Raw genomic sequence first — 16580 nt, 5'->3', positions numbered from 1 at the left:
AAAGGTTCACCAAGGACTTCTTATGGTTTTCAGCCCGTCAGTGGCAGCAGGAACGGTGCGGTGCAGCTGTGGGATGCGCGGGCGACATCATGGGGTGTGCCTGCGGCGACGATCTTGCCGCCCGCATTCCCCGCGCCCGGTCCCATGTCGATCACCCAGTCCCCGCGTGCGGCGACCCGCATGTCATGTTCAGCCGCCACCACGGTATGGCCACCATCGACCAGCGATTGCAGGTGGGTCTGCAGCCGGTCCACATCCGCCGGATGCAGGCCGGTGGTCGGTTCATCCAGGATATATAGCGTGTGGCCCCGGCGCTGCTTCTGCAGTTCGGTCGCAAGCTTGATGCGCTGCGCCTCCCCCCCTGAAAGCTCGGTTGCGGGCTGTCCCAGCCGCAGGTAGCCCAGACCGCCCTGCTGCAAGGTGCCCAGCGCGTTGGCCAGTGAAGGCGTGCCGGCAAAGAACGTGGCCGCGTCATCCACTGTCATGTTCAGGACATCGGCAATGGATTTCCCGCATATCGTGACTTCCAGCACATCTGCCTGATAGCGCGTGCCGTGACAGGTGGGGCAGGGAGAATAGACACTGGGCAGGAACAGCAGTTCCACCATGACCGATCCAGCGCCCTCGCAGGTGGGGCAGCGGCCCCTGGGCAGGTTGAAGGAAAAACGGCCCGCGTCGTAACCCCGGGATTTGGCCAGATCGGTTGCGGCATACATCTGCCGTATCGTGTCAAACAGGCCGGTATAGGTCGCAAGGTTGGAACGCGGTGTGCGGCCGATCGGCTTCTGGTCAATCATGACCAGCCGTTTGATCTGGCTGGCTCCGGCGGTGACGTGCCCCTGCGGTGTACCGATGGGCATATCCTCGATATTTTCGCCGTCCATATCCTGCACCAGTTTCTGTCCCAGCGCATGGGCGACAATGGCGGGCATGGCCTGACTGACCAGACTGGATTTGCCTGACCCGGACAGGCCGGTAACGGTCACGAACGTGCCCAGCGGGATATCAACACTCAGGCTATGGAGGTTGTTCCACGTAATCCCACCCAGTTTCAGCCACCCCTTCGGTGCACGCGGTATGCCTGCGATGGGCGCGTCACTGGCGAACAGGTAGGGCGCGGTGCGCGAGAGCGGCACGTCACGCAGGCCATCGGGCGGACCGCTGTACAGCACCTCGCCCCCACGCGTGCCCGCATCGGGACCGACATCGACAATCCAGTCCGCGCGGCGGATCAGGTAGAGGTTGTGTTCAACGATAAACAGCGAGTTGCCCGCTGCCTTCAGCCCTTCCAGCGCATCCAGCAGGTTATGGGCATCTGCCGGGTGCAATCCGCTGGAAGGTTCGTCGAGCACATATACCACGCCAAACAGGTTGGACCGGATCTGTGTCCCCAGCCGCAGCCGCTGGTATTCCCCCGGTGACAGGGTGGTGACCGACCGGTCGGCCTGCAGGTACCCCAGCCCCAGATGTTCCAGCACGCCGATGCGGCCAATCAGGTCGGCAGCCATGCGGCGGGCGGCGATGGCGGTGGCGTCGCCTGCCTGCGGCGTATCATCCAGCACCTGTGTGCCTTCGGCCAGCGGAGCAAGGGTACGCGCAATGCTAGACAGGGTCTGCTGTGTCATCTGCGCAATGTTCAACCCGGCCAGCGTGACGCGCAGTGCATCGGGGTTAAGGCGCTGCCCATGACAGGTGGGACATGGGGTGGCGGTCAGGAAGCGTTCGGCCCGCCGGCGCATGTTCGCACTCTGTGATGTGGCGAAGGTATGCAGCACGTACCGTCGCGCGCCGGTGAACGTGCCGTTATAGGATGGTGGCACATGGTCGCGGATCGCACGCTGCACGCCCGCGTGGTCCAGGCCGGGATAGACGGGAAAAGTCGGCGTTTCCTCGGTATAGAGGATCCAGTCGCGCGTTTTCTGTGGCAGGTCGCGCCAGGGGCAGTCCACGTCCACGCCCTTGGTAATCAGGATGTCACGCAGGTTCTGCCCCTGCCATGCGGTGGGCCACGCGGCCACGGCGCGCTGGCGGATGGACAGGCTGTCATCGGGCACCAGCAGGGCGTTTGTGGTGTCCATGATCCGGCCCTGCCCGTGGCATTGCGGGCACGCACCCATGGGGGTGTTGACGGAAAAGGATTCCGCTTCCAGCCGCTTCATGCCAGCGGGATAATGTCCTGCGCGGGAATACAGCATGCGCAGCAGGTTCGACAGCGTGGTGATGCTGCCGACCGAAGATCGCCCGGTGCCAGTGCCGCGCTGCTGCTGCAGGGCGATGGCTGGTGGCAGGCCCTCGATCGCGGTCACGTCAGGCACCGGCATCTGTCGGAACAGCCGTCGTGCGTAGGGGGAGACGGATTCCAGATACCGTCGCTGCGCTTCTGCATACAGCGTCCCGAAGGCGAGGGATGATTTACCCGATCCCGAAACTCCGGTGAACACCACCAGCCGGTCGCGCGGCATGTCCACGTTCACATCTTTCAGGTTGTGTTCGCGCCCCCCCCGGACATGCACGAAATCCGCGCGGTTGTGTGGATCGGGGGCGGGACTTGAAATGGGGCGCTGCGACATGGAAGGGCCTTCGTGCAATGTACCGGTTGCGGCGGTGCGTCTGTGCCCCCTCGTTATAACGCGTCTGTCAGGTTTTGTCTGGCGCAGCTTAATACTATTATCGCACGTTATATAATTACATATGATCCGATAACAGACCACCCGCTTGACCGATGGAACAGGGCAGCGCATCAGAAAGATTGGATAATGACAGATATAGACGATCAGGCAGGCGGAAGCATGAAAAGGTTCATCATACTGGGCGTATCCATATGCCTGTTTTCCGGGGCGGCCCATGCGGTGGGCGGTGGCCGGCATGGGGAAACGGCTTCCGTCATTGCCGAGGCGGAGCGTCACGTCGCGGCCACGCAGCCTGACCCGCACGGGGTAACATTCCGCAATGTCACGGTGCATCCCATGGATGCGACATCGGTGGTGTGTGGCGAAATGGCCCCGCACAACGCGTCCGCTGCTGGCGGGGTATTCATGAAGTTTGGCTATGTGCAGGGTCAGGATGACCCGGTGGTGTTCAGTGGCCGCGACGTGCCGCAGAAAGTCGAGTTCAATGAAGTCAATTCGTGGCTGAATGACAGCATCAAGCTTGAGGATCTGGAGGAAATGGGTTGCGTGCCCCGTGGTACCTACCATAGCTATAACGAACGCCTGAATAAGGTCATGTCCCAGCGCAAGCAGTTTGGCGTGAACTGAGGGCTGGGCAACTTGTGCCCCCGGCGTGTGTTATGCGGGGCATGAATCCGGTAGCGCCATGTCCATGGCGGCATCAATCGCAACCTGTCTGCCGGCCCGTGTACCCGGGCGGCCCCGTGACCGGATGATCCTGTAATGATGGCGGGGTTCAGGCCGACAGGGTGGCGCGACTTTCATGTCGCGCAGGGAAGGGAAATTCATGACAGATGTAACGCAGTCCATGCTGGGCCAGGATGTGTTCGCGACAGGTTCGGGCCGTATGGGCACGCTGACAGCGGTCAATCCCGATGCGACCATCCAGATTACGGTTGATGGCCCGGCGGAAAGTACCTTCACCATTCCCGTATCATGGGTACAGTCCACTGATGGCGGCAAGATCCTGCTCGGCCACACGCTGGAAGATGTGCAGTCCTATACCCCACCCGCCTGAATGGGGCATCATGCAATGCCCGGTGACGTAATGGAAAGCGCCAGTCATGTCGCATGAACGCCAGTGGCAGGCCGGGCCGGTTGCCGGCGGGCCACCGGATGAAGATGCATTCCGCGTGCATTGCAGTACGCGCCCGATGTGCTGCTGGCCCATGCACGGGCGGCGCGTATGCCGGGGTTCGCGCCCACGTCCCGGGCTGCCGACCTGGTTGACATAACTCAGGTCGATCCGGCGATTGCGCTGGATATACGTTATGCCACGGCGCGGAATTTCCTGGGCTTTCCTGTCTATCCCACGCCACGGGCATTCCTGCAGCGTCCGGCGGCGCACGCCCTGTCACACGCACGCGCACTTGCTGCACGGCATGGCTATGGTCTTCTGGTTTACGATGCCTATCGTCCATGGCATGTCAGTTACCTGTTCCGTCAGGCGGTGCCGCAGGATCTGTACGAATTCGTCGGTGACCCCGCCATCGGCTCCCGCCACAATCGTGGATGCGCCGTGGATCTGACCCTGTGGGATCTGGCAACAGGGCGGGTTGTCTCCATGCCGTCGGGTTTTGATGAAATGACGTCGCGTGCCTATGTGGCCTATGCGGGAGGTAATAAGGGGGCCCGGGCCCTGCGTGACCTGCTGGGCCGTATCATGGCGGCTAGCGGTTTCCTGCCACTGGCTGAGGAATGGTGGCATTTCGATTATGTGGACTGGCAGGATTACCCGGTCATGGACCTGCCGTTTGATGCGATCGGGCGCGATACCACGCCCTGACCGCGTCGGACATCAGTCGTTATGGATCGTGCGGTCAATCGAGCGCCCGGCCTTTTCCGCCGGTCCCTTTGGCGGATCAAACGTATCCTGCATCTTGTCCCCGAAATGATCTATTTTCTCGCCCGTGGTTTCATGGTGGCGCTTGCACGCGCTTAATCCCGTGCTGGCCAGGACCAGCGCCAGGCCCAGTGCGGTCAGGGAACGCATGCTACGTCGGGCCGGGCGTGCGGGACGGTCATGATGCAGGGACAGGCGGAACTGGATATGGGTCGATGCTTGGGCCGTATTCGGTGATGTCGGTAGTGAAGACGTATGCGTATCCATGTGCGGATCCCTGCCTGGTATGATGTTTCCTCAAGTGTGAAAGCGGTGGGCGGGTTCCGGTTGCACATAAATGTGAGCCGCCGTTAGCTGAATATGGCCCGGCAGTCCGGGCACAGGCGCAGGAAACGGCCATCCGCGACAAAGGCGGTATCGCAGTTCAGGCACGTGCGGCGGACCTGATCCGGACGGTCCATGGGTATGGCGTGGCGGATGCGGTGTCGGCGCAGGTGGGCCTCCAGTGTCTTGATGTTCAGGCCCAGCCTGCGCGCGGTTTCACGGGCGGAGTAGCCCTGCCTGCGTAACTGTGCGACGGATGGAGCAATGGCAGCCCAGTCCAGCCGTGGCGGGCGTGTGCGACGGGGTGTGGACGGGGTCTGTGCGCCCTGTGCAATTTCGTGTTCATTTTTCATACGATATTTGTGCTAAAAATATACACATGTAGCAAGGAAATAATGCAGGGGAAAGAAACGTAATCGTGCCTGCGAGATGTTTGTGTATCTTTTTCATACACATGCAAGGAACCGTAATGCACGATCCCTATCTGCCCGCAGGCTGTAACCAGGCTGATATCGATGCCCGATTCGAACCCGAGGAACCCGCCTGGGTCACGCCTTACGTCACGCAGCTCCAGCATCGTCTGAACCGTCTGGCTGCCATCCGGGTCGAACTGGCGTCTGATCGTTTTGACGGTGCGTATGACGGGGTGGATATCCTTGGCTATCTGGATGACGAAATGGAAACGGTCCGCATGGCAATGGCGCACCCACAGGACAGGGACTGATCCCAGTCTGATGAGTGCCGTGGGTGGAGCCGGATTACAGGAGACGGGGCTGAATATTTCCGTTTGAAAATGAAATCCGGAACCGGCACAAGCGAACGGAACCTTTTTTCATGGATGTGGAATGACCCAACCAACCTGCCTGCCCGATCTGGATCACGAACATTTCCTGCGGCAGTCCTTTGCCGTGGCGGAGCGCGCGCGACAGGCGGGCGATCATCCCTTTGGCTGCGTGCTGGTCGATGCGCAGGGTAATGTGGTGATGGAACAGGGCAATGGATACACGGCGGAAGGTGGTGACATGACCGCCCATGCCGAACGCCTGCTGGCCACGCGGGCATCAAAAGCCCATGCGCCGGACGAGCTGGCGTCGTACACCATGTACACATCCGCCGAACCCTGTGCGATGTGTGCGGGTGCGGTGTACTGGAGTGGGATCGGCCGCGTGGTCTATGGTCAGAGCGAGGCCAGCCTGAAGGACATAACGGGCAATCACCCCGAAAACCCGACGCTTGATCTGCCCTGTCGCACCGTATTTGCGGCGGGTCAGCGGTCGGTTGCGGTCATTGGTCCCCTGCTGGAAGACGAAGCGGCGGAACTGCAGCGTACGTTCTGGCGGGGAAAGAATGAACCTGCCGTCTGAGAGATGTATCTGAAGACAAAAAGGTAAAAGTTTTTGGGAGCCGCCTTTTTGAAAAAAGCTTCACCAAAAAATTCCTTAAGTTCAGAATCCGCTGGTTGTGGTCTGCCCGTTGGCCATGGAATAGGAACAGGCCCGGTCCCCGTCAGTCACCACCAGCCAGATGATATTGCGCAGCCCGATATAGAACTGTCCCGCATCCCGTAGCGAGGTATAGCCATGATGGCGGAACCATGACGCAACGATGGTCGTGGGCTGGTTACCAAAGGATTTCTTGATTGTTTCCAGAAGTTTGTCGCACTGCCCGCGATTGAAGGTATCATGGTCCTGATACCATATGCCCACCAGTATGGTGTTACGACGGGGGTCGAAATCGGCGACGGGCATCATCTCGCTGTCATAGCTGTCGGGCAGGCTGTCGATTTCATGCTGCATGGCGCGTTCGGCGCGGATCAGGCCGAGGTCCATCATGGTCAGCTTGTCGGCAAACAGCGTGCTGATGACCTGTGACGGGGCTGTCTGGGCGACCGCGGTGCTGCAATATCCGCACATAAGGGCAAGAAACAGGAACAGGTAACGCAAGATATCCCCCATGGCAGGACTGGTTCGGACCATCCTTGTCATGAATGGGGCCGGTACGGACGGCCATGCATTTCATGTCATGACATGGATTAAATAAAAATAACCTTTTAGACCATCTGACTTACCTTGAAAGTTATGCGGATAACTCTTATCTGCCATGATAATAATGACTGACATGGTGGTGAACGGGAGTGCACGCGATATGACACGGATGAAACTTGTCCTGCGTGGCTGGTTGCAGGTGCTTCGTGGTCAGATCGTGCGCGAAATCGGATATGCCATAAGCCACGATCGCATGCAGCGCCGTGGTATCCTGATTGAAAAACTGGGTCACGGCCTGCTGTACCGTGCCCATCGCATGGGGCATGTCCCGGCGCCGGATATGGGGAAGCGGGATCCTTATGCCCCGCCGCCGCGCGCCTGACGATACTGCGGCGGTCACCCTGAATGTGCGGGGCGCCGAACGGATGGGATATCAGAAAAAATTCATACGACTCTCAACGAGTCGTGGAAAACACACACCTTATCCCCGGTTCCCGACGGTTCTATCCACAGGGTTGCCCGGATATTCGTCCCCTGAATCTGTGGATAAGATGATGGGGAAAGAAGTTTTTGCTGAAGCTTTTTTTTAAGCTTCAGGGAACGTCGCCTTGTTGAAAAAAGACGACACCCAGAAACTTTTATTATTTTCAAACAGTTTTTTTAACGGTGCCCGGCAAGGTGCTGCATGTCATCGCCTACATGGCGCAGCGCGTCACGTACCGACATATGGCGGCGGTTGCCTGCTTCCGACACCACGGTCACAGTGGCCGTCATGCCCGCTGCCAGCACAAGGTCGGACGGGATGCTGTCGATTTTCACGCGCACCGGGATACGCTGCGCCAGCCGCACCCATGTATAGACCGGGTCTACTGCCGGCAGTCCCTGTATGGACGTGGCGGCGTTATTGCTGGCGATCCCGCGCGTGATGCTTTCCACATGGCCGAACAGGGGTTCATGGAATCCCATCAGGTCCAGTCGCACCGGTTCACCTACCTTGATGGAATGGATTTTCGTTTCCTCGAAATACCCGTCCACCCAGTAGGAATCCGCATCGATGATCTGGATGTTGACCTGCCCCGCATTGGCGTAGTCACCCGCGCGCATGGTCAGGTTGGTGACGTAACCATTGATCGAACTGCGGACCTCGGTGCGTTCCAGATTGATGCGTGCCTGTTTCAGGTCCGCAAGCGCTGCCGCATACTGGGCTTCTGCCTGCTGTGCCACGGCTTCGAACTGCTGCTTTTCCTCGCCTGATACGGCAACGCCTGAAATCTTCTGGCGGCGTTCGTACTGCGATGTCTTGAATTCAAGGTCCGCGCGGCGTTCGTTCACGGCGGCATCAGCAATATCCAGCTTCACCCTGAAATCGAACGGGTCGATGACATACAGCACGTCGCCCTTATGGACGAACTGGTTGTCATGCACGCGGACTTCATTGATCTGGCCTGAAATGCGCGGCGCGATATTGGCGACCTGCGCACGGACCTGACCATTCCGTGTCCACGGTGACGCCGTATAATAATCCCACAGCACAATGACCACGATGGCCGCGACGAACAGGATGGTTGCGGTAACGGCCAGACGCACAAGGCGGTTTGCATATGCGAACAAGTCAGGATTCTTTCACAGGATCAGGGTATACAGGCCAATAAGACAGATCATCAGGCCGAACTGCGCCAGCGGCGGGTTCCAGACAAACCGCCACAGGTTCAGCCACGACAGCACGATGCGCAGCACCAGCAGCGTGCACAGTGCCAGCCCGAGGTTCATGACAAAGGCCGAGATCAGCACGCCTTCCAGATCAACAACCTGACGCATCAGCCTGCCTTCTTCGTTTTGATGATGCCGTAATGCCGCAACCGTGGCGCCGCCGTCTGCCATGCCCGCATCACGCCATCCAGCCCCGCCAGCAGGTTGATGGCGGCGATCTGGGTCTGGGGGGACAGATGGGCCTGCGGGGCGGGTATGGCGGCCATTGCCTCATGCATCGCGGGTACTACATCCCATGGGGCGTGCAGCAGCAGTTCACGTTGCGCCAGTTCGGCGGCCGGGCGCAGCAGGGGGACTGCCTGTGCCTGCCGGGCATAGGTCCGTGCCCGCGCCAGCGCGCCATCAAGCTCGGCAAAGGTGGTGAAGCTTTCCATCTGCCGCCCGCTGCTGGCGCTGCGTGGCAGGCGATCGGTCCAGAACTGCATCTGGGCCAGCCGGTCATAGGTGCGGGTCAGGCGGGTCGGGCTGTCGGCTTCGCCATGCCCGGTCATCTGGCGTTCCAGCGCGCGCACGATGGTGGATGCCATCCAGAACCGCTGCCGCCGTGGTGATGGCGGAAACAGCAGCACAAGGATGATGAAAGCCAGCAGGGCCGCCAGAAGATAGAAGATGTTGCGGTTGAGGAATTCCGTCGGGTTGTAGCTCTGGTGGTTGTCCAGCCCCAGTATGGCGAAAAAGAACACGCCATAATTGAACCCGATGGCCGCCGTGGACGGGCGTATCAGCAACAGGCAGGCCAGGAATGTCTGGGGTAGCAACGTCAGCGCCAGGAACGGCATGTCCGCCCCATGCAGCAGCACGAAGAAGTTCAGCACGGCAGCCGCCAGCACGCTGCACGGCAGGCCGATGATCGCGCCCATGCCAAACCGTGCCGTATCCACATTGGTCGCGGCGAGGGTCAGGGTCAGCGCGGTCTGGGCCAGTGCCACGGTCGCCCCCGGCAGGCCGGTGATGACGCAGACCCCGGCAGCAAACGAAAACCCGACCAGAACCCGCAGAGCCCCGATCAGGGCCAGCAGGTAATTGGGCTGGACCGCGATATTGACGGTCCTGCTGTGGATGGCGCTGCCAGTGCCCTCGGTCAGTACTTCCTGTCCGGCGTGCATGCGGGTACGTGCGGTCAGCATGCGGGCGGCGCGTTCAATGGCGAAGGCTTCGTCCGCATTGGGTACATGGCCGGACAGGGTGGTGCGCACGGCATCCAGTATATGTGTGGTGAAACCGGCCTGATCGGTGCGCAGGTCGGTCTGTCGGGCGACACGGGCAATGGCGTCCTCCACTGCCGGATTGATGTTGCCATGACCGGTATGTCGCCCCAGTCCACGCGCGCAGTCCAGTATCGTCAGCATGGACACCATGGCCAGCCGTGCCCCGTTGGCGCGCGCACCGCCGCGTTCCAGTTCCGTGCGGGCGTAGGACAGGGGGGTGGTCAGTGCCAGTATGCGTGCGCCCAGCCGGATGTCGGTCTGTGCGCCCCGGTCGTACATATGCTGCAGGGCGGCGCGCGCGGTTTCGCTAAGCGGTCGGATAAGCTGCTTCAGCCCGTTCGCCAGTCCGCGCCATGCCTCGGGCGAGCCTGACAGGATATTGACCACGGCGACGGCAAAGACCCCAAGGGTAATGGCCGAGGCACGGGACACCGCGATGTTGAATACATTCTGTGGCGTATCAATGCAGTTCACGGCCACAAGAGCGACTGTATAGCCCGATAGCAGCGCGGCGTAGGAGCGGAAGTCGCGTTCCAGCGATCCCACGAAGGCGCAGGCCGCAAGCCACAGCGCGACACCCCCCAGAAAGGGGCCGCGCTGCTGGTTCCACACCGCCACCAGCACAATGGACACGCCCATGCCCACCATGGTGCCCAGCAACCGGTAAAATGCCTTGGATAATGCCTGTCCGCGCAAAGGCTGCGCCAGGATCATGACCGTGACGCCAACCAGCAGCGGATTGTCCAGTTGCAGCCAGAAGGCCGTGGCAAGACCAAGGACCAGCGAGCACCATGTACGCAGGCTGAACCCCACCCAGCCCGCAGGCAGGCGGTCAGCCCAGGGCATGAAGGCATGCATGATGTCGTGAATACGCCGCGTGCTGTTTGCCTGTAGGTCTGGCATGGCCTCCCTGACCGTTCAGTGGCCTCACGGCGTTTAATACAATGGAAGTAGACTGGAATTCATAACAAAGGATGTACGGGAGCAACCTGCATATCTGATATTCACTAAGGGGATATCACCCGGTGCCGGATTACTTCGCCTACGATAATCAGCGCTGGACTGCCTACACCTGCATCCGCTGCCTGTCGTGCCAGTCCGCCCAGTGTACCGGTCAGCACGCGCTGGTCCGCGCGCGTGCCGCGTTCGACAATGGCGGCGGGCCAGTCCGCAGGCAGGCCGTGAGTCATAAGTTGTGCGCACAGGGCGGGCAGGGCGGAAACCCCCATATAGATCACCACCGTCTGCCCCGGTCGCGCCATACTGTCCCATGGCAGGTGCAGGGTGCCATCCGCGCGGGCATGCCCGGTCACGAACATGCAGGCCTGCGCACAGTCGCGGTGGGTCAGTGGGATACCGGCATAGGCGGCGCAGCCATTGGCCGCCGTGATGCCGGGCACGACCTGAAACGGAATGGCGGAGTCCAGCAGGGCCTCGATTTCCTCGCCCCCGCGCCCGAACACGAACGGGTCGCCGCCTTTCAGTCGCAGCACGCGCTGGCCCATACGCGCGCGACGGACCAGTTCGGCGTTGATCTCCTGCTGCGGCATGGTGTGTTTGTTCCGCCGCTTGCCGACAAACACCAGTTCCGCATCGCGCCTGACCCGGTCCAGCAGGGCAGGGGAGAGCAGCTGGTCATACAGCACGCAATCCGCATTCTGCATGAGATGCAGTGCGCGTAGCGTCAGCAGGTCCGGATCACCCGGTCCCGCGCCGACCAGCCAGACCTCGCCCCGTGTACCAGTGGACGCGATGATGTCATCCAGTATGGCCCGTGCGCGCTCGATCTCGCCCCGCCGGGCAGCCTGTGCGCCCGCACCGTCAAGGAAGGTTTCCCAGACCTGCCTGCGGCGTGAGATATCGGGGCAGGCCGCTCCCACATGCTCACGCTGCTGCTGCATGAAAACGGCCAGTTCCCCCGTGCCATCGGGTATGGTGCTTTCCACCTGTTCGCGCAGGCGGCGGGCCAGGACGGGGGCTGCCCCCCCGGTGGATATGGCGATGCGCACCAGCCCGCGATGGATCTGGGCCGGGGTGATGAAAGTGGAAGGCTGCGGATCATCCACCGCACAGACGGGAATGTTCATTTCCTGCGCCAGAGCCGCGGCAGTGCGGTTGACCGCGCGGTCATCGGTTGCAGCATAGACCAGACGGCAGCCGGGCATGATGGTGCGCAGGGTGGTGTCATCGGCCGTGCTGGCGACGTGGGTGATGGAGCCGTCTTCCGCCCATACCTGCATTTCCGCATCAAGGCGGCCTGCCACAACCTCGACCTTCGCGCGGTGGGCCAGCAGCAGACGTACCTTGTTGGCGGCGATCATGCCGCCGCCAATCACCAGCACCCGGACATCGTCCAGCCGCAGCGCAATGGGAAACCATGCGGGTTCGGGAATATTGGTCATGCAGTCAAACAGCCGGTCGAGCCGGCATCCTGTAGCTGGGGAATATCAGGTCTGTAAGGAAACGCGTGGAGTGGCGTCAGTGGGATGCGACGTTCTTCACCCCTTCGGCATAACCCCAGCGTGCCCATGTCGAACGGTCCTTGACCGATCCCGGCGTGTTGGTGGCGCATGCGGCCAAGGACAGCACGATGGCACAGATACCAAGAACGGGAAGAAAACGGGCCAAAAAAACCTCCTGCATGACGCAATGGTCGACATAGCAGAAAAGCCATGCCTGCACCACGTCCATACATGAACTGGCGTGCGTCCTCATGTCCATCGTGCACGAAACCGAAATGATGTTATGTAATCCGTCCTGTCATTGGCGTCAGTGACAGGTAGGGAGAGGAAAAGATAGCGCATGGAAACCATTACCACCGTAGCCGGATTGCGCGCATGTGTCAGGAAGTGGAAGCAGGCAGGTGACCGCGTGGGAGTGGTACCGACCATGGGTGCGTTGCATGAAGGTCACCTGTCACTGGTTCATGCGGCGCGGGCGCAGGCGGACCGGGTGATTGCGACCGTTTTTGTCAACCCGATCCAGTTTGACAACGCAGATGATCTTGAAACCTATCCCCGCACGCTGGAGGCGGACGCATGCCTGCTGAAGGGCGCAGGCGTGGATGTGCTGTATGCGCCCACCGTATCGCAGATGTACCCACCCGGTTTCGCCACCCGCATCAACGTGTCAGGGGTGTCGGAGGGGCTGTGTGGCGGTACCCGCGCGGGCCATTTCGATGGCGTGGCGACGGTTGTGTGCAAGCTGCTTATGCAGACGCTGGCGGATCGCGCCTTTTTTGGCGAAAAGGATTTCCAGCAGGTTCAGGTGGTCCGGCGCATGGTCACCGATCTTGATCTGCCGGTTGAGGTCGTGGCGTGTCCCACGCAGCGGGAGGCTGATGGTCTGGCCCTGTCATCGCGCAACCGGCGTCTGGCACCCCATCAGCGCCAGATTGCCGTGGCCCTGCCACGCATCATGCGGGCCTGTGCCGCCGATATCGCAGCGGGCGCGGATATTCCGGCCGCATTGACGCAGGCAGCCGGCCAACTGGCGGATGCGGGTTTTGAGCCGGTGGAATACGTGGAACTGCGATCGGAACTGGACCTGCAGCCGCTGGCTTCGCTGAGCGGGGATGCGCCCGCGCGCCTGCTGGCTGCGGCATGGCTGGGCGATGTGCGGCTGATTGATGGCATGGCCGTGGCATTGCCGGAATAAAGAAGTTTTTGGGTGCAGCCTTTTTTCAGAAAGGCTGCATTCTTCGAAGCTTTTTGAAAAAAGCTTCACCAAAAACTCTTGTTTTTATCGGTATTTCAGGCGTCCAGCTTGCGGGCTTCGTCGGGCAGCATGATGGGAATACCGTCACGCACCGGAAAAGCCAGGCCCGCGCGCTTGCTGATCAGTTCACCGGCCTCACGGTCATAGACCAGCGGCCCCTTGGTTACCGGGCAGACAAGGATAGACAGCAGCCGGGGGTCCAGCGGGGGGGCGGGCGGCTTTTCAGTCATGGCGGCAGATCCCATGCAGGTTGCAGTTATTCAGGCGAAATTAATCACGATGGGGATGCACCCTCATCGGGTTCATGTCCAGCCCCGTCCAGCAGATTGCGCAGGATCTGTGCCCGGGCGGCGGGCGTGGGCGCTTCCAGCATCATCTGGCGGGGTTCGGTGCCAAACGGGCAGATCATGGGCAGGGTGACCAGAAGGGCGGCGTCATCCATCTGGCGCAGCGCGTCCCATTGCGTACTCACTCCCTGTGCCTCACAGAAATCATGCAGGGCGTTGAGCAGCCCCTCGCGATCGAAGGGAATGTCATCGCCAGCATCCGTCAGGTCGGATACGAAGGACGATGCATCGACCCGTGCGACCCGGTAGCCCCGGCGCATCTCCGTTTCGCGCAGCAGGCGGAAGCGGGCAACGCCGGTCAGCGTGATGGCGTACGTGCCGTCCGTCCGTTCGGTCATGGCGGTGATACGACCGATGCATCCTATATTGTAGAGCGGTGGGGTCGTGCTGTACCCATCATCCATGTCGGCATCCCCGGCATCATCCAGCGGGCTGCCATCCATGCCGTCCAGCGGGCGGGGCTGGATCATGCCGATCAGGCGGTTGCCCGCCAGCGCATCTTCCACCAGCGCGATATAGCGCGGCTCGAACACGTTGAGCGGCAGCCGCCCCTGCGGCAGCAGCAGGGCTTCATCCAGCGGGAACAGCCCCAGCTCCGCCGGGAAGTCCGCCAGTGTCATTTCCCCGATCTGCGGGATGCGGCGGGGGATGTCATCATGGATGATGATGGTCCCCCGTGGGTCATGACGCGTCACGAAAACAGCAACGAGGACATGCGCCGACGCGCCGCGACCGTGTCGGGATCGGTCTGGCCCCAGGCTTCGAACAGGCGGATAAGCTGCTTGCGCGCGGCGTCGTCATTCCATGCCCTGTCTTCTTTCATGATGGTCAGCAGTTCGTCTGCTGCTTCCGCCCGCTTGCCCGCGGCGTTCAGGGCTGCGGCCAGTTCGAAGCGGGCGGCGTAGTCCTTGGGATTGGCGGTGATGCGGGCGCGGATTCCCTCAGCTTCCTCAGCCGCTTTGCGTCCTTCGCGCTTGAGTTCAAGTGCGTCCTTCGCTCCGGTGATTTCGGCATGATTGGCGATGGATGCAGGCGCGTCGTTCAGGGCGGTTTCGGCCCCTTCCTCATCCCCCATTTCAATCAGGGCACGGGCAAGGCCGCCCCATGCGGCGGGGTTTTCGGGTTCGATTTCCAGTACCTGTGAAAACAGTCCGGCGGCGGCTTCGGCGCGGCCTTCCTCCATTTCCTTGTGGGCGGCTTCCACCAGATCGGCTGCGGGCAGGGCGCCGCCTGCGGATTTCAGCACGTTTTCCACAAACCGGCGTACTTCGCTTTCGGGCTTGGCGCCCTGGAACAGGTCAAGGATCTGCCCCTGCCAGAAGGCGGCGACCAGCGGAATGGACTGCAGCGGCAGACCGATCTGGGTCAACTGCTGGGCCAGTGCGCGGTTGGCGTCCACATCTACTTTCACCAGTCGGACGCGGCCGCCGGCGGCACGCACCACCTTTTCCAGCACCGGGGTCAACTGCGTGCAGGGCTTGCACCACGTTGCCCAGAAATCGACCAGAACCGGCATTTCACGGCTGGCGTCCACCACGTCACGCATGAAGGTGTTCTGCGTGCCCTCCATCACCGGGTCGGGCCTGCCGCCTGCAATTGGCGGGCTACCCGCGGGGGCGGAACCGGCGGGGCGGGGTGTCTGGCCGATAATGTAGTCCATCTGGTCGTGTTCCTGTTTGGTCTGGCGGCCAGCATGGGGACGGGGACATTGCCTGCCCTGATGCCCATGCCGGTCGGTTCATATGCTGTAGGGATAGATTGGCATTCCCGACGATCCCCGCAACCGCATTATGGGGGGATGAAAAAAAACTTCGATAAAAGCACTTTAACCTCTTGCACACCCATCGGGTTTGCCGTAAACACCGCTTCACCGACACGGAGCGCGGGCGTAGCTCAGGGGTAGAGCACAACCTTGCCAAGGTTGGGGTCGTGGGTTCGAATCCCATCGCCCGCTCCAGATTTAAAAAACTAAATCAGTTGGTTGGCAAGCGGCCCTTCGGGGCCGTTTTTGTTTTTGGCATTATATACATACAGTATTCGTGGTCTGTTGCATGCCCTGAAACAGGAGCGGTAGGGCCGCAGACATATGCTACGGTGTATTGTCAGTCAGGCATGATGATGACTGAAGCGGACTGCACGGATGTCGGCAAGGCTGCTTTCTGCCTGTCATGGCGGGGGCAACTGTTTGGAACTGTTTCAGTTTATTAAAGAATGTTCGGCAGGGTTCCCCTTCCGGTAAAGAGCGGTGGCGGTGTATCCGTTCCGTCATTGCGCATACCATGCTGCCGTATCCGCCTGTCTTCCGAGAAATCCCCGGAAAACAGTCGGCACGGACAGTCGGGGCGTGCAATACCCGGTTACCGTTCCGCTTGACTGACGATATGCTGTAGTTGCACAGGGAACGTTTTCCATACACGCGCGATCTGATCTGGCGGCGCGCATTGATGTCTTTTTTTTTTTGCCTTATTGCCATGGTCTTGTGCCGGTTGCTGATGTCGTCATGGAAAGGTGATTTTCGTGCATATCGAAACGTTTTCTTACGTTCGCGCGTGCCGATCGGACCTGCGTAAAGAGGGCTGTCATGGTATGTCCATGCTTGGAAAACGGGTATGTAATGGATGGTTTTCCGCTACTGCCAGCTTTATGGGGCATTCATGTCCTCACGTATGGTCAGTCAAAGTGTGATCTGATAAAAGGCCCCTGCGCTGGCCCTTTTC

General features: G+C 60.8%; 19 protein-coding genes and 1 tRNA gene. 8 read left to right on the top strand and 12 right to left on the bottom strand.

Translation table 11 applies throughout. The annotated features are described in order from the left end of the window. Positions 1 to 29: 29 nt before the first annotated feature. Entirely contained in the window at positions 30 to 2570 is a 2541-nt protein-coding gene (locus MSKU9_RS09935) for an excinuclease ABC subunit UvrA (protein WP_162853808.1), read from the bottom strand. Between the two features lie 219 nt (positions 2571 to 2789). Here MSKU9_RS09935 and MSKU9_RS09930 point away from each other — a divergent pair, with 219 nt between their 5' ends. The 3 genes from MSKU9_RS09930 (at position 2790) to MSKU9_RS09920 (ending at position 4455) form a co-directional block, all read left to right on the top strand. Beyond that, positions 2790 to 3257 (top strand): hypothetical protein, encoded by a 468-nt coding sequence (locus MSKU9_RS09930; protein ID WP_227001023.1) that lies wholly within the window; start codon positions 2790 to 2792, stop codon positions 3255 to 3257. A 199-nt stretch (positions 3258 to 3456) separates the two neighbouring features. Then, the gene (locus MSKU9_RS09925; RefSeq protein WP_141261310.1) at positions 3457 to 3687 is read left to right on the top strand and encodes a DUF2171 domain-containing protein; all 231 of its coding nucleotides are present in this window, start codon (positions 3457 to 3459) and stop codon (positions 3685 to 3687) included. 120 nt (positions 3688 to 3807) lie between these two features. Next, positions 3808 to 4455, top strand: a complete 648-nt coding sequence (locus tag MSKU9_RS09920; RefSeq protein ID WP_227002450.1) for a M15 family metallopeptidase — start codon at positions 3808 to 3810, stop codon at positions 4453 to 4455. A 12-nt stretch (positions 4456 to 4467) separates the two neighbouring features. On the opposite strand, the gene MSKU9_RS09915 is transcribed toward MSKU9_RS09920, so the two are convergent. After that, positions 4468 to 4779 carry a hypothetical protein gene (locus MSKU9_RS09915; RefSeq protein ID WP_141261309.1) on the bottom strand — a complete coding sequence of 104 codons (312 nt, stop codon included), beginning with the start codon at positions 4777 to 4779 and terminating at the stop codon, positions 4468 to 4470. Between the two features lie 83 nt (positions 4780 to 4862). Continuing rightward, entirely contained in the window at positions 4863 to 5189 is a 327-nt protein-coding gene (locus MSKU9_RS09910; RefSeq protein WP_141261308.1) for a helix-turn-helix transcriptional regulator, read from the bottom strand. A 116-nt stretch (positions 5190 to 5305) separates the two neighbouring features. Here MSKU9_RS09910 and MSKU9_RS09905 point away from each other — a divergent pair, with 116 nt between their 5' ends. Beyond that, positions 5306 to 5560, top strand: coding sequence for a hypothetical protein (locus MSKU9_RS09905; RefSeq protein ID WP_141261307.1), 255 nt, complete (start codon positions 5306 to 5308; stop codon positions 5558 to 5560). A 121-nt stretch (positions 5561 to 5681) separates the two neighbouring features. Next, positions 5682 to 6200 (top strand): nucleoside deaminase, encoded by a 519-nt coding sequence (locus tag MSKU9_RS09900; protein WP_141261306.1) that lies wholly within the window; start codon positions 5682 to 5684, stop codon positions 6198 to 6200. Positions 6201 to 6281: 81 nt separating this feature from the next. Here the strand turns inward: MSKU9_RS09900 and MSKU9_RS09895 are convergent, their stop codons facing one another. Next, entirely contained in the window at positions 6282 to 6821 is a 540-nt protein-coding gene (locus MSKU9_RS09895) for a hypothetical protein (protein ID WP_227002449.1), read from the bottom strand. 160 nt (positions 6822 to 6981) lie between these two features. Here MSKU9_RS09895 and MSKU9_RS09890 point away from each other — a divergent pair, with 160 nt between their 5' ends. Further along, entirely contained in the window at positions 6982 to 7203 is a 222-nt protein-coding gene (locus tag MSKU9_RS09890) for a hypothetical protein (RefSeq protein WP_141261305.1), read from the top strand. Between the two features lie 278 nt (positions 7204 to 7481). Here MSKU9_RS09890 and MSKU9_RS09885 read toward each other — a convergent pair whose 3' ends face one another. The 5 genes from MSKU9_RS09885 to MSKU9_RS18235 all read right to left on the bottom strand — a co-directional run bounded on the left by MSKU9_RS09885 (position 7482) and on the right by MSKU9_RS18235 (position 12427). Beyond that, a complete protein-coding gene (locus MSKU9_RS09885) occupies positions 7482 to 8432 on the bottom strand; it encodes an efflux RND transporter periplasmic adaptor subunit (RefSeq protein ID WP_141261304.1) in 951 nt (316 codons plus the stop codon). 12 nt (positions 8433 to 8444) lie between these two features. Continuing rightward, the gene (locus MSKU9_RS09880; RefSeq protein ID WP_141261303.1) at positions 8445 to 8639 is read right to left on the bottom strand and encodes a DUF1656 domain-containing protein; all 195 of its coding nucleotides are present in this window, start codon (positions 8637 to 8639) and stop codon (positions 8445 to 8447) included. Next, entirely contained in the window at positions 8639 to 10702 is a 2064-nt protein-coding gene (locus tag MSKU9_RS09875) for an FUSC family protein (RefSeq protein ID WP_141261302.1), read from the bottom strand. The genes MSKU9_RS09880 and MSKU9_RS09875 overlap by 1 nt, the downstream gene beginning before the upstream one ends. A 104-nt stretch (positions 10703 to 10806) precedes the next feature. After that, positions 10807 to 12201: a siroheme synthase CysG gene (gene cysG, locus MSKU9_RS09870; RefSeq protein WP_141261301.1), complete on the bottom strand. Its 1395-nt coding sequence runs from the start codon at positions 12199 to 12201 to the stop codon at positions 10807 to 10809. A gap of 76 nt (positions 12202 to 12277) precedes the next feature. After that, positions 12278 to 12427 (bottom strand): hypothetical protein, encoded by a 150-nt coding sequence (locus tag MSKU9_RS18235; RefSeq protein WP_019087433.1) that lies wholly within the window; start codon positions 12425 to 12427, stop codon positions 12278 to 12280. Positions 12428 to 12601: 174 nt separating this feature from the next. On the opposite strand from MSKU9_RS18235, the gene panC reads away from it, so the two are divergent. Further along, positions 12602 to 13456 (top strand): pantoate--beta-alanine ligase, encoded by an 855-nt coding sequence (gene panC / locus MSKU9_RS09865; RefSeq protein ID WP_141261300.1) that lies wholly within the window; start codon positions 12602 to 12604, stop codon positions 13454 to 13456. A gap of 95 nt (positions 13457 to 13551) precedes the next feature. On the opposite strand, the gene MSKU9_RS09860 is transcribed toward panC, so the two are convergent. From MSKU9_RS09860 to MSKU9_RS09850, 3 genes are read right to left on the bottom strand one after another with little or no spacing between them, the layout of a single operon-like run. After that, positions 13552 to 13746, bottom strand: coding sequence for a Trm112 family protein (locus MSKU9_RS09860; RefSeq protein ID WP_010516368.1), 195 nt, complete (start codon positions 13744 to 13746; stop codon positions 13552 to 13554). A 44-nt stretch (positions 13747 to 13790) separates the two neighbouring features. Next, positions 13791 to 14558 carry an LON peptidase substrate-binding domain-containing protein gene (locus MSKU9_RS09855; protein ID WP_141261299.1) on the bottom strand — a complete coding sequence of 256 codons (768 nt, stop codon included), beginning with the start codon at positions 14556 to 14558 and terminating at the stop codon, positions 13791 to 13793. Then, the gene (locus MSKU9_RS09850) at positions 14555 to 15523 is read right to left on the bottom strand and encodes a tetratricopeptide repeat protein (protein ID WP_141261298.1); all 969 of its coding nucleotides are present in this window, start codon (positions 15521 to 15523) and stop codon (positions 14555 to 14557) included. Before MSKU9_RS09850 ends, MSKU9_RS09855 begins: the two co-directional genes overlap by 4 nt. A gap of 222 nt (positions 15524 to 15745) precedes the next feature. On the opposite strand from MSKU9_RS09850, the gene MSKU9_RS09845 reads away from it, so the two are divergent. Continuing rightward, positions 15746 to 15820: transfer RNA gene (locus tag MSKU9_RS09845), tRNA-Gly, on the top strand. Positions 15821 to 16580: the final 760 nt, after the last annotated feature.

It is taken from the genome of Komagataeibacter diospyri (assembly GCF_006538165.1).
Classification (GTDB): Bacteria; Pseudomonadota; Alphaproteobacteria; order Acetobacterales; family Acetobacteraceae; genus Komagataeibacter; species Komagataeibacter diospyri.
The sequence above is the reverse complement of the archived record's forward strand: the minus strand, read 5'-3'. Positions and strand labels throughout refer to the sequence as shown.

Bases quoted from the DNA above. Each gene is read 5' to 3' on its own strand.
- MSKU9_RS09935 (WP_162853808.1), bottom strand. From the start codon at position 2,570: ATGTCGCAGCGCCCCATTTCAAGTCCCGCCCCCGATCCACACAACCGC.
- MSKU9_RS09930 (WP_227001023.1), top strand. From the start codon at position 2,790: ATGAAAAGGTTCATCATACTGGGCGTATCCATATGCCTGTTTTCCGGG.
- MSKU9_RS09925 (WP_141261310.1), top strand. From the start codon at position 3,457: ATGACAGATGTAACGCAGTCCATGCTGGGCCAGGATGTGTTCGCGACA.
- MSKU9_RS09915 (WP_141261309.1), bottom strand. From the start codon at position 4,779: ATGGATACGCATACGTCTTCACTACCGACATCACCGAATACGGCCCAA.
- MSKU9_RS09910 (WP_141261308.1), bottom strand. From the start codon at position 5,189: ATGAAAAATGAACACGAAATTGCACAGGGCGCACAGACCCCGTCCACA.
- MSKU9_RS09905 (WP_141261307.1), top strand. From the start codon at position 5,306: ATGCACGATCCCTATCTGCCCGCAGGCTGTAACCAGGCTGATATCGAT.
- MSKU9_RS09900 (WP_141261306.1), top strand. From the start codon at position 5,682: ATGACCCAACCAACCTGCCTGCCCGATCTGGATCACGAACATTTCCTG.
- MSKU9_RS09895 (WP_227002449.1), bottom strand. From the start codon at position 6,821: ATGACAAGGATGGTCCGAACCAGTCCTGCCATGGGGGATATCTTGCGT.
- MSKU9_RS09890 (WP_141261305.1), top strand. From the start codon at position 6,982: ATGACACGGATGAAACTTGTCCTGCGTGGCTGGTTGCAGGTGCTTCGT.
- MSKU9_RS09880 (WP_141261303.1), bottom strand. From the start codon at position 8,639: ATGCGTCAGGTTGTTGATCTGGAAGGCGTGCTGATCTCGGCCTTTGTC.
- MSKU9_RS09875 (WP_141261302.1), bottom strand. From the start codon at position 10,702: ATGCCAGACCTACAGGCAAACAGCACGCGGCGTATTCACGACATCATG.
- cysG (WP_141261301.1), bottom strand. From the start codon at position 12,201: ATGACCAATATTCCCGAACCCGCATGGTTTCCCATTGCGCTGCGGCTG.
- panC (WP_141261300.1), top strand. From the start codon at position 12,602: ATGGAAACCATTACCACCGTAGCCGGATTGCGCGCATGTGTCAGGAAG.
- MSKU9_RS09860 (WP_010516368.1), bottom strand. From the start codon at position 13,746: ATGACTGAAAAGCCGCCCGCCCCCCCGCTGGACCCCCGGCTGCTGTCT.
- MSKU9_RS09850 (WP_141261298.1), bottom strand. From the start codon at position 15,523: ATGGACTACATTATCGGCCAGACACCCCGCCCCGCCGGTTCCGCCCCC.